Consider the following 13,971-nt stretch of genomic DNA (forward strand, 5'->3'; position numbering starts at 1 on the left):
GGATCGCCGCATGAGCTCTCGTACTCAGCGGACGAGGGCGAACACCGTGCGCGCCTTGGTCCCGTCGGGCAGGGGTGCGTCCGCTGTGACGTGACCGAGGGCCTGGGCCTCGGCGGGCCGGCCGGGCTGGAGGACGCGGTTGATGTGGATGGTCAGCTGACGCCCGTCGTCGGCTGTCTCCACGAGAAGGTCCGTACCGTCCGGGTCGTCGGTCACGGTCGTGGACGCGAGCGCCGCACTGGCGACGGTCTCCGCGAACCACCCGGTGACGGACGGGTCGGGGGTGTCGCTCGTGCTCTGCATCTGCGGCTCGGCCTCGCCGACGATCAGCGCGAACAGCTGGGCGACGAGGACCGGGTCGCGCACCCCGTCGTACACCCATCGCTGCCCCAGTACCCCGTGCTCGGTCGTACCGATGAGCGCCTCGTCGCCGCCCACGATCGGTGCGCCGCGATAGCTGAACAACACCTGGTACATGACGGGTTGGTCCCCGGAGGTGTCGGTGACCGTCATGAACTCGATCCCCACCTCACCCTCCGGGTCGTCCAGCCGGAATCCGCCGGTCCTGGCCAGTTCGGGCTGCTCGCTCTTGCCGAGGTACCAGGGCTGGCCGGGCAGCCAGGAGGCGAGGAGTTCCAGCTTGGTGGGCGTCAGCGTGGTGGTGTTGTGGATGACAGCCATGGCGGTGGTAGCTCTCCCGTGGAGTCAGACGAGTCGCCGGTCGGCGGCGAAGCCGGCGAAGGCCGCCCAGGTGGTGGGCGCGACGGTGAGGGTGGGTCCGTCGGGGTTCTTGGAGTCGCGGACGTGGATGGCGGCGGGGTGGGCGGCGACCTCGATGCACTGCCCGCCCTCGTTGCCGCTGTAGCTCGACTTCTGCCAGGTGTAGGCGACTTCGAGGCAGGCCCCGCCCTGTTCGCTGCTGTAGCTGGACTTGAACCACTTGCGTGCGGTGCTCATTGCTCTCCTAGCAGCCGGTCCAACAGGCCCTTCGTGTCTTCGGTGTTGAGGGCCTGCGTTCGCAGCATCGCATATTTGCGCTCCAGGATGCTCACCTCATTGGGGGCGGAGATGAGCTGGCTGCCGCGCTGCGTTTCCGTGTAGGCGAGACGTTGGTGGTCTGGGGTCTCAAGCAGGATGAAGGGTCCCGAAAGCCCTGCGTGTGTTCGGCGGCCAAGGGGCATGACCTGGATAGCGATGCCTGGGATATCGATGCAGGAGCGCACATGCCGCAGGGTTTCGCCGTGCACTTGGTCGCCACCGAGGCGGTCGATCAGGATCGCCTCGGAGAAGACGAAGCTCGCCGTTGGAGGTTTGCTTCGTTGCAAGATCTCCCGACGCTCGATCCGAGCTGCCACTCGCTGCCCGATCTCCTCCTCGCCGAGCGCCGGGACGTCGGTACGGAACACCGCCCGCGCATAGTTCTCGGTCTGGAGCAGGCCCGGCAGAACCTGGTTCTCGAACCAGGACAGCGCCAGTGCCTCCCGTTCCAGATCCAGATACTCCTCCGCCCACGCCGGGATCAGATCGATCTCCGGCATGTTCTCCACCGCCGTCTCCAGCGCCCCCTTCGTCTCCAGCAGCCGGTCCAACTGGCCTGCCAGTTCCGGCAGCAGCGCGCGTCGGCCCTGTTCGATGGAGGCGATCGTCTCCGCCTGGTGGCCCACCATCTCCGCCAGCTGGGCCTGGGTCAGGCCGGCCGCGGTGCGGAACACGCCGACCAGTTTGCCCACGAGTTTCATCGCCGACGCGTTCTTGCGCTGCCGCTTCCTGGGGTGCATACGGTCCCCACTCCCCACCGTCGTCCGTACTTCACGCATGGGCGACCCGTACAAGAAATCTGTACGGGTGCGCGTACTGCGGCAGCGTAGTCACGGAGTGTGACTCTCGTCCCGTGAACGAGACGACGCAACTCTCGCTGCTGCGCGAGCGGTTCTACCGGCGTGAGCACCGATCGGTCCCGGCGGCAAGGGAGTTCGTACGGGAGGCCGCAGTCGACTGGGGGTTCGGGGCGCGGCTGGACGACGTGTTGCTGTGCGTGAGCGAGCTGGCCACCAACGCGCTGGTGCACGGGGTGCCGCCGGGGCGCGGGTATCTGGTGCGGCTGAGGCTGGAGGATGCGGGGCGGGCGCTGTCGGTGGAGGTGCACGACAGCGGAGACGGGGAGCCCGCGGTGCGGGAGCCCGCGGGGGAGTCGGGGCGCGGGCTGCTGCTCGTCGACGTGCTGGCCGACCGGTGGGGCGTACGGGAGCGGAGCCCCGGGAAGGTCGTGTGGTGCGCCTTCTGGAAGCCCCGCTCGGGTGACGGTCAGTGCATCAGGGCGTCGTCCATGGAGGTCTGCCAGTAGGTGACGAACACGGTGCTGTCGACGTACACCTCCTTGCCGAGCGTGATGTCCGTGGACGGGCCGCTGGAGCCGGAGCCCTCGCGGCCCTGGAAGCTGACGGTCACGTCCTTCGTGGAGTAGCCGCCCGTGCCGCTTCCGTCCGCGGATTCGGTCATGACACCGGCGTAGGCGGTAGTGCCGGGGGCGAGGGTGACGACGGCCTGCGGCTTGCTCGCCTCGACGGCCCGCGGGGCCGACTGGGCGTCACCGAAGCGCAGGAACGGGTAGTAGTAGGCGTTGCAGGCCTTCGAGCCGGTGTTGGTCACCGTGAGCAGCATGTGGTTCATGGGGCGGGTCACGGGGGCGAGCGTCACCCTGGTGTTCCCGCCGTCGCAGGCGAGGGTGGTGGGGCCGCTGTCGCCGGTTTTCCGCGGCTGCTTCGCGGCGGGCTGCACGGAGCCCGGACCGGAACCCTTGACGTCACCGGAAGCGGAATCCGAACCGTTCGTGTCCTTCGCCGTGTTCTCGGGTGTGCCGGACGCCGGGGCGGGCGTGGCGGAGCTTTCCGCCGGCTGCTGGGATGCCGATCCCGCCGGGTCGACGGCGGCGTCGTCCGCCGCTGCCGCGCCGTCACCCTGACAGGCGGTCAGTGACAGGGCGGCGGCGATCAGTGCGGCGGTGCCCAGGGCGGAGGTGCGGGCGGCGCGGCGGAAGCGAAGGTTGCGCATGAGGTGGTTCTCCCCGTTCGAAGGCGTAAGTGCGGGGCGCCGTTTGGCGCCTTGTGGTGTGGGCGGGTGTACTGGCGTTCAGAGGAGTGCGGCGACGACCGTGACGCAGGTGATCAGCACGCAGGTGGCGAGTACGTCGGTCAGGCTGAAGGCAGGTCGAGTACGCACGGCGGCTCCCGGGGCGGTGAGGGTGGGATGTACGGGTCGCGGAGAACGCCGCGGTGTGTCCACATCGTGTCCGGGCCCGGAATTCGGTCGCAACGGTGGCTGGGCCACGCGGGACGCTGGAACGTTCGCGCCTCCTCTGACCTGCGCGAACAGCACCTGCCTGGAACGCCGTTCCGGGAAGGAAAGAGAGGGGAACGGTCGGGGTGGGCACAGAGATCCAGGACTTCGCGGCGCTGCTGAGGGGGCTGAAGGAGCGGTCCGGACTCAGCTACGGGACGTTGGCCCAGAAGCTGCACATGAGCACCTCCACCGTCCACCGGTACTGCAACGGGGACGCCGTTCCGCACGACTACGCGCCCGTCGAACGGTTCGCGCGGGTCTGTCGTGCGTCGGGCGACGAACTGGTCGCGCTGCACCGGGCATGGATGCTGGCGGACGAGGCGAAGCGGCGGAAGGCGCCGGCGGCGGTAGCGGCGCCGGAGGCAGAGGCGGAGGCGGAGGCACCGGAGGACACGGTGTCCGCCGCGGCCGAATCGGAACCGGAGCGTGAACTCGTACCGGAGCACGTACCGGAACCCGTACAAAACCGTGCTCCCGGCCGGCGCAACCGGCCGTTGCGCCTCGCGCTCGTCGCCGCGGCCGTCGTGGCGCTCGCCGTCCCCACCACCGTGGCACTCGTCAAGATGGCGCCCCCGCAGGGCAGCGGCACGGTCGCCTCGGGCAAGGGGGAGGAGACGGACGCCGGCGCGCCGCCCCGCCCGGGCGGGGAGGGGAAGCCGTCCGGCACCGCGACGACGGACGGGAAGGTGTCGGGAAGCCCCTCGCCCTCGGACGCGCGCGCGTCCACGCCGGCTTCCGCGTCGGCCGAGCCGTCGCGGACGGTGAGGCCGGAGACGTCCGGCGGCGCCGGAGCGAAGACCGGCCTGCCGCTCGCCGTACACATCCGCCCGGAGACCTGGGAGGACAAGTGCGACCAGACCTACATGCTGGACCGGAAGCCGGAGCGGGTGCCGCCGCCGCCCTACGAGCCCGACGCGGGGGTCTGGGCCGGTGCTCTCGGAGCCGTACCAGGCGGGCTGAAGCGCATCGACGTGGTCGTGCAGGGGAAGGAGGCGGACGCCGTCGTCCTCCAAGCCATGCACGTACGGGTCGTGGGCCGCACGGCCGCGCCGGCCTGGCTGGCCTACTCCATGCTGCAGGGCTGCGGGAGCGGGGTGCTGGTGTCCACGTACGAGGTCAATCTCGATGCCGCGCGTCCCCTGTTCAAGGCCGTCCCGACGGACAACGGGGAACGCACGCTGCCCGCCAATCCACTGCCGCTCAAGACGTCCGCGAACGATCCGGTGGTTCTGGTGGTGTACGCCCGCACCCAGACGTACGACGCCCGCTGGTATCTGGAACTGGACTGGAGCAGCGGTGACCGGAGCGGCACGATGCGCATCGACGACAACGGGAAGCCGTTTCGGACGATGAGCCTGAACGACCGGCCGCTGTACGACTACTGGGCCGAGAAGAAGACGTGGGTCCTGCGGGACTACTGAGGGTGGTGGGGAAGAGGGAGAGAGCGGGAGTACAGTCGGTCGGCATTCCATTCCCTATACGGACAGGTGAACGATGTCCCGCAGCTCAGGTGAGAGACCGGACCCCCTCTTCGCGGAACGCATACTGCGCCTGCGGCGAAGGCTGGAGCGGCTGATCGGCATCGCCGCTACTGAGGGCAACGGTCTCGTGGTGTTGCGCAACGGGGACGAGATATTCGGCTCGATGCTCGCGTCGATACGTGGCGCCGAGCACACCGTGGACATGATGACCTTCGTGTACTGGCGCGGGGACATAGCCCGCGACTTCGCCGAGGCGCTTGCGGGGCGGGCCCGCGCCGGGGTCCGGGTGCGGCTGCTGCTGGACGGTTTCGGCAGCCGGCTGATCGAGAAGGACCAGCTGGCGATGATGGAGGAGGCGGGCGTCCAGATCGCCTGGTTCCGTAAGCCGCTGTATCTCTCGCCCTTGAAGCAGAACCACCGCTGCCACCGCAAGGTACTCGTCGTCGACGAGGAGACGGCCTTCACCGGTGGGGTGGGGATCGCCGAGGAATGGTGCGGTGACGCCCGTGACGAGCACGAGTGGCGTGACACGCATGTCCGGTTGCGCGGGCCGGCCGTGGACGGTCTCGCGGCGGCGTTCGCCCAGAACTGGGCGGAGTGCCATGACGAACTCTTCGACGCCCGGGACCGTTTCGTGGAGAGCACCCCGCACGGCGACGCGGTGGTGCAGGTGGTGCGGGGTTCGGCCAGTTTCGGGTGGCAGGACATGCAGACCCTGTTCCGGGTCATGCTGGAGTCCGCCGAGGAGCGCGTGCGGATCTGCACCGCCTACTTCGCACCCGATGCCTACTTCATCGAACTGCTCTGCGCGGCCGCGCGGCGCGGTATCACGGTGGAGATCCTGCTGCCGGGGCCGCACACCGACAAACGGGTCTGCCAGCTCGCCGGACAGCACTACTACGAGGACCTCACCGCCTGCGGGGTGAAGATCTTCCAGTACCAGCCGACGATGATGCACGCCAAGGTGATGACGGTCGACAGCGTCGCCTCGCTGATCGGCTCGACCAACTTCAACCGGCGCTCGCTCGACCACGACGAAGAAGTCATGCTGGCCGTGCTGGACCCGGAACTCACCGCCACGCTGGACGGTCACTTCGAGGACGACCTGCGGCAGAGCGAGCTGATCCGGCCGGGCCGGTGGAAGCGCCGGTCATGGACGCAGCGTGCCCGTGAGGCCGCCGTCGTGCCGATACGCCGGTACCTGTGACGCAGTGGCCTGGTACGGGTGTGTCCGGCGCGGGTGTGTCCGGACCGGTGCCGGGCAGATGACGTTCGAAAATGAGCGCCACCGTGCTCTCGTATGGAAGGGATACCCATGAACGAGTCCGCCGGGACATCGCAGGACTCGACATCGGTGATCACCGAGCCGGTCCCCGATCTCCAGCTTCAGCTGCTGATCCAGCTGCTCGACCGTGAGTTGCGGTCGAGCCTGCCGATCACGCTCAACGTCCCCAGCGGAGTGCTGTACGGCGACATCATCGGCCACGAGGCGTGGAAGTCGGAATGGGCGAGGAGCGTGCGCCAGGCGGCGGGCGACGCGGCGAACCTGATCGCCGAGTTTCCCGAGACGGTGGACCAGGGGATCAAGGAACTCCGGGCCGAGGACGACTCCCAGCTGCCACGGTGGATTCACCTGCGGAACGCGACGCTGGTGGTCGGTGCCGTGAATTCCGTGTCGATGCCGCTGTGGCGCGGCCGACTGGCCGATGTGTCCGGCTGGGGGCTGGGACAGCCCCAGTAGCCGCCCGTTCATGGCCGAAGGCCCCGCACGTGTCGTGCGGGGCCTTCGGTATCTCCATGAACAGGGTGAGTGCTCAGAGACGCTCGGGGGTGCGGATGCCGAGGAGCTTCATGCCCTGGTGGAGCGTGCGGGACGTCAGCTCGACGAGGAACAGCCGGTTCTCGACGACCTCGGCCGGATTCTCGTCGCTCAGGACCTGGCACTGGTCGTAGAACGTGGTGAGGTGCGACGCCAGCTGGTAGAGGTACGCGGCCAGCTTGTGCGGCTCGTACCCGGCGGCCACCTCGGACAGGACCTCGCCGAACTGGTCCAGGTGCAGACCCAGCGCGCGCTCGGCCGGGGCCAGCTCCAGCTCCGGGTGCGCGACCGGCTTCGCGTCGCCGGCCTTGCGCAGGATGGAGCGGATACGCGCGTACGCGTACTGGAGGTACACCGACGTGTCGCCGTTCAGCGACACCATCTGGTCCAGGTCGAACTTGTAGTCCCGCACCGCGGACGTCGACAGGTCCGCGTACTTCACGGCCCCGATGCCGACGTACCGGCCGTTCTCGACGATCTCGTCCTCCGTGAGGCCCACCTTCTCGGCCTTCTCACGGACCACCGTCGTCGCCCGGTCGATCGCCTCGTCCAGCAGGTCCACCAGCCGGACCGTCTCGCCCTCACGGGTCTTGAACGGCTTGCCGTCCTTGCCGAGCACGGTGCCGAAGGCCAGCTGGTGCGCCTTCACGTCCCCGCCCAGCCAGCCCGCGCGACGGGCCGTCTCGAAGACCATCTTGAAGTGCAGGGACTGCCGGGCGTCCACCACGTACACGAGGGAGTCAGCCTTGAGGTTCCGCACCCGGTCGCGGATCGCGGAGAGGTCGGTCGCCGCGTAGCCGTAGCCGCCGTTCGTCTTCTTGACGATCAGCGGGACCTTGTTGCCGTCGGGGCCCTTCACGTCGTCGAAGAACACGCACAGCGCGCCCTCGGAACGGACGGCGACGCCCGTCTCCTCCAGAATCCGGCAGGTGTCTTCGAGCATGTCGTTGTAACCGGACTCGCCGACGACGTCGGGGTCGCGGATGTCCATGTCGAGCTTGTTGAACACGGAGTAGAAGTAGATCTTCGACTCGTCGACGAAGCGCTGCCACATGGCGAGCGTCTCCGGGTCACCCGCCTGGAGCGCCACGACCCGGTCGCGGGAGCGGGCCTTGAACTCCTCGTCGGAGTCGAAGAGGACCCGCGATGCCTTGTAGAGGCGGTTCAGCGACGACATGGCCGCTTCGCCGTCGTCGGCGCCGCCCCGGTGGTCCAGCTCGTGCGGGTGCTCGATCAGGTACTGGATGAGCATGCCGAACTGCGTGCCCCAGTCGCCGATGTGGTGGCGCCGGACCACGTTCTCGCCGGTGAACTCCAGGATCTGCACCATCGCGTCGCCGATGACCGCCGACCGCAGGTGGCCGACGTGCATCTCCTTCGCCACGTTCGGCTGGGCGTAGTCGATGACCGTCGTGCCCGGATTCCCGGCGAGCGGGACGCCGAGACGGCCCTCGCCGTCCGTGGCGCGGGCGGCCAGCGTCTCGATGATCGCCTTGTCCGTCAGCGTGATGTTGAGGAAGCCGGGCCCCGAGACCTCGATGTCCTTGATCAGGTCGCCCGCCGGAAGGGCGGCCGTGACCTGGGACGCGAGCTCGCGCGGGTTGCCCTTGAGCTTCTTGGCGAGCGCCAGGATGCCGTTGGCCTGGAAGTCGGCCCGGTCGCTTCGGCGCAGCAGCGGGTCCGCGGTGCCGGCATCCGGCAGTGCTGCCGTCAGGGCGTCCGCCAGCTGCTGCTGGAGCGTGGAAGCGAGGGAATTGACCGAGGCCATGAGCTGGCTGCCGTTTCCGTAGGGGTACGAGGGATCGCCCAAGTATCCCACGGGGTGTAAAGCGGTTTACGCGGCGGCGTGCGGGGTTCGCCCCGCCGCCTAAAGCCGTTTTCGCGCTGTCGGTGGGACCTGGGAGAATGGGCGGTGCCCCCCGACGGGATCTACACGAGAGAAGGACGTGCCGACCGTGGCCGAGAGTCAGACCAGCACCGAGACCGACTGGGTCTCCCGCTTCGCGGACGATGTCATCGCCGAATCGGAGCGTCGTGCGCCTGGCAAACCGGTCGTCGTCGCCTCCGGTCTGTCCCCGTCGGGCCCCATCCACCTCGGCAACCTCCGCGAGGTCATGACCCCGCACCTGGTCGCCGACGAGATCCGCCGCCGCGGCCTCACCGTCCGGCACCTGATCTCCTGGGACGACTACGACCGCTACCGCAAGGTGCCGGCCGGGGTCCCCGGTGTGGACGAGACCTGGGCCGAGCACATCGGCAAGCCGCTGACCTCGGTGCCCGCCCCGGCGGGTTCCGCGTACCCGAACTGGGCGGAGCACTTCAAGGCCGCCATGACCGGGGCGCTGGACGACCTCGGTGTCGAGTACGACGCGATCAGCCAGACCGAGCAGTACCTGGCGGGCACGTACCGCGAGCAGATCCTGCACGCCATGAAGCACCGCGGCGACATCGACGCGATCCTCGACCGCTACCGGACGAAGAAGGACCCGGGCGCGGCGGCCAAGGGCGGCAAGAAGCCGCAGCAGAAGAAGGTCGACGAGGCCGAGCTGGAGGCCGCCGAGGGCTCCGGCGCGGCGGACGAGGACGACGGCAGTGGCAACACCGCCGGCTACTTCCCGTACAAGCCCTACTGCGGCAACTGCGAGAAGGACCTCACCGTCGTCACCTCCTACGACGACGACAGCACCGAGCTGAACTACACCTGCTCGGCCTGCGGCTTCGCCGAGACGGTCCGGCTGAGCGAGTTCAACCGCGGCAAGCTGGTCTGGAAGGTCGACTGGCCGATGCGCTGGGCGTTCGAAGGCGTGATCTTCGAGCCGAGCGGTGTGGACCACTCCTCGCCCGGCTCCTCGTTCGTCGTCGGCGGCCAGATCGTGCGCGAGATCTTCGACGGTGTGCAGCCGATCGGACCGATGTACGCGTTCGTCGGGATCTCCGGCATGGCGAAGATGTCCTCAAGCAAGGGCGGCGTCCCGACGCCCGCCGACGCGCTGAAGATCATGGAAGCGCCACTGCTGCGCTGGCTCTACGCGCGCCGCAAGCCCAACCAGTCCTTCAAGATCGCCTTCGACCAGGAGATCCAGCGGCTGTACGACGAGTGGGACTCGCTGGCGCGCAAGGTCGCAGACGGCTCCGTCCTGCCGGCCGACGCGGCGGCGTACGCACGGGCCATCGGCACGGCCGCCGGTGAGCTGCCGAGCACCCCGCGCCCGCTGCCGTACCGCACCCTCGCCTCGGTCGCCGACATCACGGCCGGGGCCGAGGACCAGACGCTGCGCATTCTCAGCGAGCTGGACCCGGAGAATCCGCTGACCTCGCTGGACGAGGCGCGGCCCCGTCTCCACCGCGCCGAGAACTGGATCACCAGCCAGGTCCCGCCCGAGGCGCGCACCATCGTCCGCGACGAGCCGGACAAGGAACTCCTCGGCTCGCTGGACGAGCAGGGCCGCGAGTCGCTGCGGCTGCTCCTGGACGGGCTGGACTCGCACTGGTCGCTCGACGGGCTGACCACGCTCGTCTACGGCGTACCGAAGGTGCTGGCCGGGCTGGAGGCCGATGCCAAGCCGACGCCGGAGCTGAAGGTGGCCCAGCGGTCGTTCTTCGCGCTGCTGTACCGGCTGCTGGTCAGCCGCGACACCGGGCCGCGCCTGCCCACGCTGCTGCTCGCGGTGGGGGCGGACCGGGTGCGGAGGCTGCTCGGCGCGTAGTGCCATGGGCGGAGGGCCGTCACCCGGTGAACTGGGTGACGGCCCTCCGCCGTACCGGTTTCCGTCCTCAAGCGCCGGACGGGCCGCATGGCCGGTTCACGCGATGTGATCCGCCTCGAGTACCGCGTGGTAACGGTTCTTGAACTCCGGCATCAAGCGGCGGATCAGCGCCGCGCTGCGCGGGTGCCTGAGGTTGTGGACGTCCACGACGTGTATGTCGAGGGCCTCGACGCTCGGGTAGTCGTTGTGCTGTTTCACGAACGCCGCGAACTCCTCGTACGCGATCTCAGCGAATTCCGCGTCCTCCTGCGCCCACTCCGCCAGGTCCTCCTCGGGCTCCCGCGGCTGCTCCCGTACCTGCTGGAACCGCTCCTCCGAGGGGTGCGTCTGCTGGGGCTCCGCGCTGCGGGGGTGGGGGACCGCGCCGATCGTGCCCACGTCACCGAGGGGACGGGTGCGGCCGCCGGGGCCCGACGGGATCATCACCGGGGTGGGCTCCAGACCCTCGACGTACGTCGGGTTGTACGCGCCCTCGTACGCGCCCTCCGGCACCTGCGGCGCCGCGAACCAGGGGCTTTCGTGTCCGTGTTGCCGCTGCTCGTGCGGCAACTGCTGGGGGTGGGGCGCGCCGTGCTGTTCTTCCTCGTGACCCTGCTCGAAGTCCCGCTCGAAGTCCCGCTCGAAGTCGCGCTCGAACTCGCGCTCGGAGTCCTGCTCGTTCCCCTGCTGGTGTTCCTGGCCCGGCTGCGTCTTCTGGGGCGCGGTGTACGGCAGTTCGGCCTGCGGCTGGACGGGGACGACCGGCGGCAGCAGCGCCGGTTCGATGCCCGCGGCCGCGAGCCCGGCCGGAGCGGTTTCGGCGAGCGGGACGCCGTACTTCGCCAGGCGCAGCGGCATCAGTGACTCGATGGGGGCCTTGCGGCGCCAGCTGCGGCCGTAACGGGCCTGGAGGCGGGCCTGGTAGATCAGCCGGTCCTGTTCGAGCTTGATGACCTGCTCGTAACTGCGCAGCTCCCACAGCTTCATCCGGCGCCACAGCTTGAAGGTGGGGATCGGGGAGAGCAGCCAGCGGGTGAGGCGTACGCCTTCCATGTGCTTGTCGGCCGTGATGTCCGCGATCCGGCCCACGGCGTGGCGGGCGGCCTCGACGGAGACGACGAACAGGATCGGGATCACGGCGTGCATGCCCGTGCCCAGGGGGTCGGGCCAGGCCGCGGCGCCGTTGAAGGCGATCGTCGCGGCGGTCAGCAGCCAGGCGGTCTGACGCAGCAGCGGGAACGGGATGCGCATCCACGTCAGCAGCAGGTCGAGCGCGAGCAGGACGCAGATGCCCGCGTCGATGCCGATCGGGAAGACGTACGAGAACGACCCGAAGCCCTTTTCCACGGCCAGTTCGCGGACGGCCGCGTACGAGCCCGCGAATCCGATCGCGGCGATGAGCACCGCACCGGCGATGACGATTCCGATGAGTATCCGGTGCGTGCGTGTCAGCTGCATCGCGGCCACGCGCGATCCCCTCCCCGTCTTCTGTCCTGGGCTGCTGCCCTCCGCCCGACTCAGTACGTCCGGCGCGGGCACAGCCTGGCACATGCGTGGGGCACGCGTTGCGCGGGGAGGGGGGAAGCCCGGCTCCCCAGGGGGTGCCGGGCTTCGTGAAAGTGCTTCTGTACAGGCCGGTTGGGGCTGCTGCCGGGCTACGTCACGATGTGCCGACGGTTTCCGGTGCCCCGCTCCAGGGGCGTGCCCTAGGACTTGGCAGAGGACTTGGCGGAGGTCTTGGCGGACGGCTTGGCGGAGGACTTGGCGGAGGACTTGCCAGGGGCGGGCGCCTTGGTGGTCGCGGAGTCGGAGTCCTCGTCGGTGGCCGCGGCCGCGTTGGCGGTGGCGACCGAGGCGATCGCTTCCTTCGCCGCCTTCTCGGCACCCTTCAGGATGTCGGAGGCGGACGGTGCCTTGGCACCCGCGTAACCCGCGCCGTTGTAGGTGAGGGTGACGACGACGTTCCCCGTACGCGCGACGACCGTCGCGTACTCGAAGTCCTCCTTCGTCTTGGTGAGGTCGTACGTGACGGCGGTGGCCTGCTCACCGATGCCGCTGACAGCGGCGGTCTCGAGCTTCTTCGCGTCCTCGGTGGCCTGGGCCTTGGCGACCTGCTTCGTGTAGTCCTCCGTCGCGCGCTTGGCGCCACTGCCGAGGGACTGGTCCGAGACGAAGCGGGTGAAGCCGACGTCGAGCCAGCGGTACTGGGAGCCCTTGACGCCGTTGTCGTCCAGACCGTTCCAGGAACAGCCGGCGCGGGCCGAGACGTCGCTGGACTTGCCCGGCGTGCCGTCCTTGACCTTGGCCTTGGGGACCAGGGACGAGATCGTCTTCTTCGCGATCGCCTTGCACGGGTCGGGCAGCTCGGAGAACTTCGCGGGCTCGACGGTCGGCGCCTTCGGCTTCGCGCTCGCCGAGGCGGAGGCGTCCGCGTTCTTCTTGCCGTCGTCCGACGAGCAGCCGGCGACGACGAGCATCACCGGGACGGCGGCGCAGGCGAGTATGCGGGACAGTCGCGGGGCTGATCGGTGCATGGTTCCTTCACTCGGATGGCACGGCGGTCTCGTGCGGGTCTTCGGTCGGGCAGGTCGGGCGGTCGGGCGGCCGGTCGTCGGCCGACCGGGCGGGCGGGGTGGTCCGGAGGGCCACGGTACGACGGACGGTGGCCGGATGCCGCCTCGGTCGCGGACCTCGCCAAGGTGGACGGGGTGCGGTCCCGGCCGCCGGGCCACGGCTATTCGCTGAGCGTCTCGGCCAGCTGCCGGGCCAGCGCGCGGGCCTTTTCCTGCAGTTCCTTGCTGTCGGGGACCTTGGTGACGAGGGTGGGCTGCTCGGCGTACTGGACGGTCACGATGACGTTCGATGTGCGGAATACCACGCTCACCGTGCGGTGCTGGGCGGTGGAACCTGCCCGTGTGAGTACATCATCCAGAAAGGCCGCATCTCCCAAGTTGTCCAGGATGCGCGGTTCCAGGTCCACGGCGGTGGCGCCAGGGGTGCCGGTGCTCGCGGTGTCGGTGGGGTCGGCCGCGTCGGTGGGGCCGGCGGTGCCGGACGTGCCGTCCGCGCTGTCCGTGCCGCCGGCGTTCTTCCCGGCCGACGGGGTGGCGGGCGTCGAGCCCTGGCCCGTCGTCTTCTCCCCGCTGGGGATGGAGGCGGCCGACAGACCGGCGGCGCTCTCCTTCTTCGTGTAGACCTCGCCGGCCCGGTAGTCGTCGCTCACAGCGGGGTCGTACGACACGACGCGCTCGAAGTCGATGACGAGGTTGCGGGACATGTCCGGGGAGTCGGCCTTCCAGCGGCAGCCGACCTTGCGGTCGGTGTCGTAGGTCACGGCGGCCGCGCCCTCGTACACCTTCTCCTGCTGGTCCTCTGGCAGTTCGGCGGCGCCGGGCAGGAGGTCCTTGAGGGTGGAGCGCGGAACCGCACGGCAGGGTTCGGGCAGGGTCCGGTACTTGCCGGGCGGGGCGGCCGTGATCGTCGGGCTGCCCACCTTGCTGTCGGCGTCGTCGGCATCGCCGCCCGAGCTCGCGCTGCAGCCGACGACGAGCGCTGCGAGGAGCGCGACGCCGGGTACATACGCCAT

At 69.4% G+C, this 13,971-nt stretch carries 13 protein-coding genes; 5 read left to right on the forward strand and 8 right to left on the reverse strand.

Annotation, left to right across the window (positions count from 1 at the left end):
* Positions 1-24: 24 nt before the first annotated feature.
* From ACFWSK_RS15410 to ACFWSK_RS15420, 3 genes are read right to left on the reverse strand one after another with little or no spacing between them, the layout of a single operon-like run.
* Positions 25-681, reverse strand: coding sequence for a 1,4-alpha-glucan branching protein (locus ACFWSK_RS15410; protein ID WP_383785407.1), 657 nt, complete (start codon positions 679-681; stop codon positions 25-27).
* 24 nt (positions 682-705) lie between these two features.
* Positions 706-957 carry a DUF397 domain-containing protein gene (locus ACFWSK_RS15415; protein WP_383785409.1) on the reverse strand — a complete coding sequence of 84 codons (252 nt, stop codon included), beginning with the start codon at positions 955-957 and terminating at the stop codon, positions 706-708.
* Entirely contained in the window at positions 954-1,778 is an 825-nt protein-coding gene (locus tag ACFWSK_RS15420; RefSeq protein WP_383785412.1) for a Scr1 family TA system antitoxin-like transcriptional regulator, read from the reverse strand. The genes ACFWSK_RS15415 and ACFWSK_RS15420 overlap by 4 nt, the downstream gene beginning before the upstream one ends.
* A gap of 113 nt (positions 1,779-1,891) precedes the next feature.
* Here ACFWSK_RS15420 and ACFWSK_RS15425 point away from each other — a divergent pair, with 113 nt between their 5' ends.
* Entirely contained in the window at positions 1,892-2,344 is a 453-nt protein-coding gene (locus ACFWSK_RS15425; protein WP_383785415.1) for an ATP-binding protein, read from the forward strand.
* Here ACFWSK_RS15425 and ACFWSK_RS15430 read toward each other — a convergent pair.
* Positions 2,305-3,051, reverse strand: a complete 747-nt coding sequence (locus tag ACFWSK_RS15430; RefSeq protein ID WP_383785418.1) for a DUF4232 domain-containing protein — start codon at positions 3,049-3,051, stop codon at positions 2,305-2,307. The two genes, ACFWSK_RS15425 and ACFWSK_RS15430, sit on opposite strands and share 40 nt — an antisense overlap.
* A gap of 371 nt (positions 3,052-3,422) precedes the next feature.
* Between ACFWSK_RS15430 and ACFWSK_RS15435 the strand changes: the two genes are divergently transcribed.
* The 3 genes from ACFWSK_RS15435 to ACFWSK_RS15445 all read left to right on the forward strand — a co-directional run bounded on the left by ACFWSK_RS15435 (position 3,423) and on the right by ACFWSK_RS15445 (position 6,561).
* A complete protein-coding gene (locus ACFWSK_RS15435) occupies positions 3,423-4,760 on the forward strand; it encodes a helix-turn-helix domain-containing protein (protein ID WP_383785420.1) in 1,338 nt (445 codons plus the stop codon).
* A 73-nt stretch (positions 4,761-4,833) separates the two neighbouring features.
* The gene (locus ACFWSK_RS15440; protein ID WP_383785423.1) at positions 4,834-6,027 is read left to right on the forward strand and encodes a phosphatidylserine/phosphatidylglycerophosphate/cardiolipin synthase family protein; all 1,194 of its coding nucleotides are present in this window, start codon (positions 4,834-4,836) and stop codon (positions 6,025-6,027) included.
* Positions 6,028-6,135: 108 nt separating this feature from the next.
* Positions 6,136-6,561 carry a hypothetical protein gene (locus tag ACFWSK_RS15445; protein WP_383785426.1) on the forward strand — a complete coding sequence of 142 codons (426 nt, stop codon included), beginning with the start codon at positions 6,136-6,138 and terminating at the stop codon, positions 6,559-6,561.
* 73 nt (positions 6,562-6,634) lie between these two features.
* On the opposite strand, the gene argS is transcribed toward ACFWSK_RS15445, so the two are convergent.
* Positions 6,635-8,407: an arginine--tRNA ligase gene (gene argS / locus ACFWSK_RS15450; protein WP_383785741.1), complete on the reverse strand. Its 1,773-nt coding sequence runs from the start codon at positions 8,405-8,407 to the stop codon at positions 6,635-6,637.
* A gap of 178 nt (positions 8,408-8,585) precedes the next feature.
* Here argS and lysS point away from each other — a divergent pair, with 178 nt between their 5' ends.
* Positions 8,586-10,346 carry a lysine--tRNA ligase gene (gene lysS, locus ACFWSK_RS15455; protein ID WP_383785429.1) on the forward strand — a complete coding sequence of 587 codons (1,761 nt, stop codon included), beginning with the start codon at positions 8,586-8,588 and terminating at the stop codon, positions 10,344-10,346.
* A 96-nt stretch (positions 10,347-10,442) separates the two neighbouring features.
* Here lysS and ACFWSK_RS15460 read toward each other — a convergent pair whose 3' ends face one another.
* The 3 genes from ACFWSK_RS15460 to ACFWSK_RS15470 form a co-directional block, all read right to left on the reverse strand.
* On the reverse strand, positions 10,443-11,852 hold the full coding sequence (locus tag ACFWSK_RS15460; RefSeq protein ID WP_383785431.1) for a DUF2637 domain-containing protein: 1,410 nt from the start codon (positions 11,850-11,852) through the stop codon (positions 10,443-10,445).
* A 239-nt stretch (positions 11,853-12,091) separates the two neighbouring features.
* Positions 12,092-12,919, reverse strand: a complete 828-nt coding sequence (locus ACFWSK_RS15465; RefSeq protein ID WP_383785434.1) for a DUF3558 domain-containing protein — start codon at positions 12,917-12,919, stop codon at positions 12,092-12,094.
* A gap of 200 nt (positions 12,920-13,119) precedes the next feature.
* The gene (locus ACFWSK_RS15470; RefSeq protein ID WP_383785438.1) at positions 13,120-13,971 is read right to left on the reverse strand and encodes a DUF3558 domain-containing protein; all 852 of its coding nucleotides are present in this window, start codon (positions 13,969-13,971) and stop codon (positions 13,120-13,122) included.

This window comes from Streptomyces sp. NPDC058620, assembly GCF_042717135.1.
GTDB lineage: Bacteria > Actinomycetota > Actinomycetes > Streptomycetales > Streptomycetaceae > Streptomyces.

Excerpts from the sequence above, each read along its gene's own strand:
- ACFWSK_RS15420 (WP_383785412.1), bottom strand. The coding sequence starts at position 1,778 with ATGCACCCCAGGAAGCGGCAGCGCAAGAACGCGTCGGCGATGAAACTC.
- ACFWSK_RS15465 (WP_383785434.1), bottom strand. The coding sequence starts at position 12,919 with ATGCACCGATCAGCCCCGCGACTGTCCCGCATACTCGCCTGCGCCGCC.
- ACFWSK_RS15470 (WP_383785438.1), bottom strand. The coding sequence starts at position 13,971 with ATGGCGTATGTACCCGGCGTCGCGCTCCTCGCAGCGCTCGTCGTCGGC.
- ACFWSK_RS15430 (WP_383785418.1), bottom strand. The coding sequence starts at position 3,051 with ATGCGCAACCTTCGCTTCCGCCGCGCCGCCCGCACCTCCGCCCTGGGC.
- ACFWSK_RS15415 (WP_383785409.1), bottom strand. The coding sequence starts at position 957 with ATGAGCACCGCACGCAAGTGGTTCAAGTCCAGCTACAGCAGCGAACAG.
- ACFWSK_RS15445 (WP_383785426.1), top strand. The coding sequence starts at position 6,136 with ATGAACGAGTCCGCCGGGACATCGCAGGACTCGACATCGGTGATCACC.
- ACFWSK_RS15410 (WP_383785407.1), bottom strand. The coding sequence starts at position 681 with ATGGCTGTCATCCACAACACCACCACGCTGACGCCCACCAAGCTGGAA.
- ACFWSK_RS15440 (WP_383785423.1), top strand. The coding sequence starts at position 4,834 with ATGTCCCGCAGCTCAGGTGAGAGACCGGACCCCCTCTTCGCGGAACGC.
- argS (WP_383785741.1), bottom strand. The coding sequence starts at position 8,407 with ATGGCCTCGGTCAATTCCCTCGCTTCCACGCTCCAGCAGCAGCTGGCG.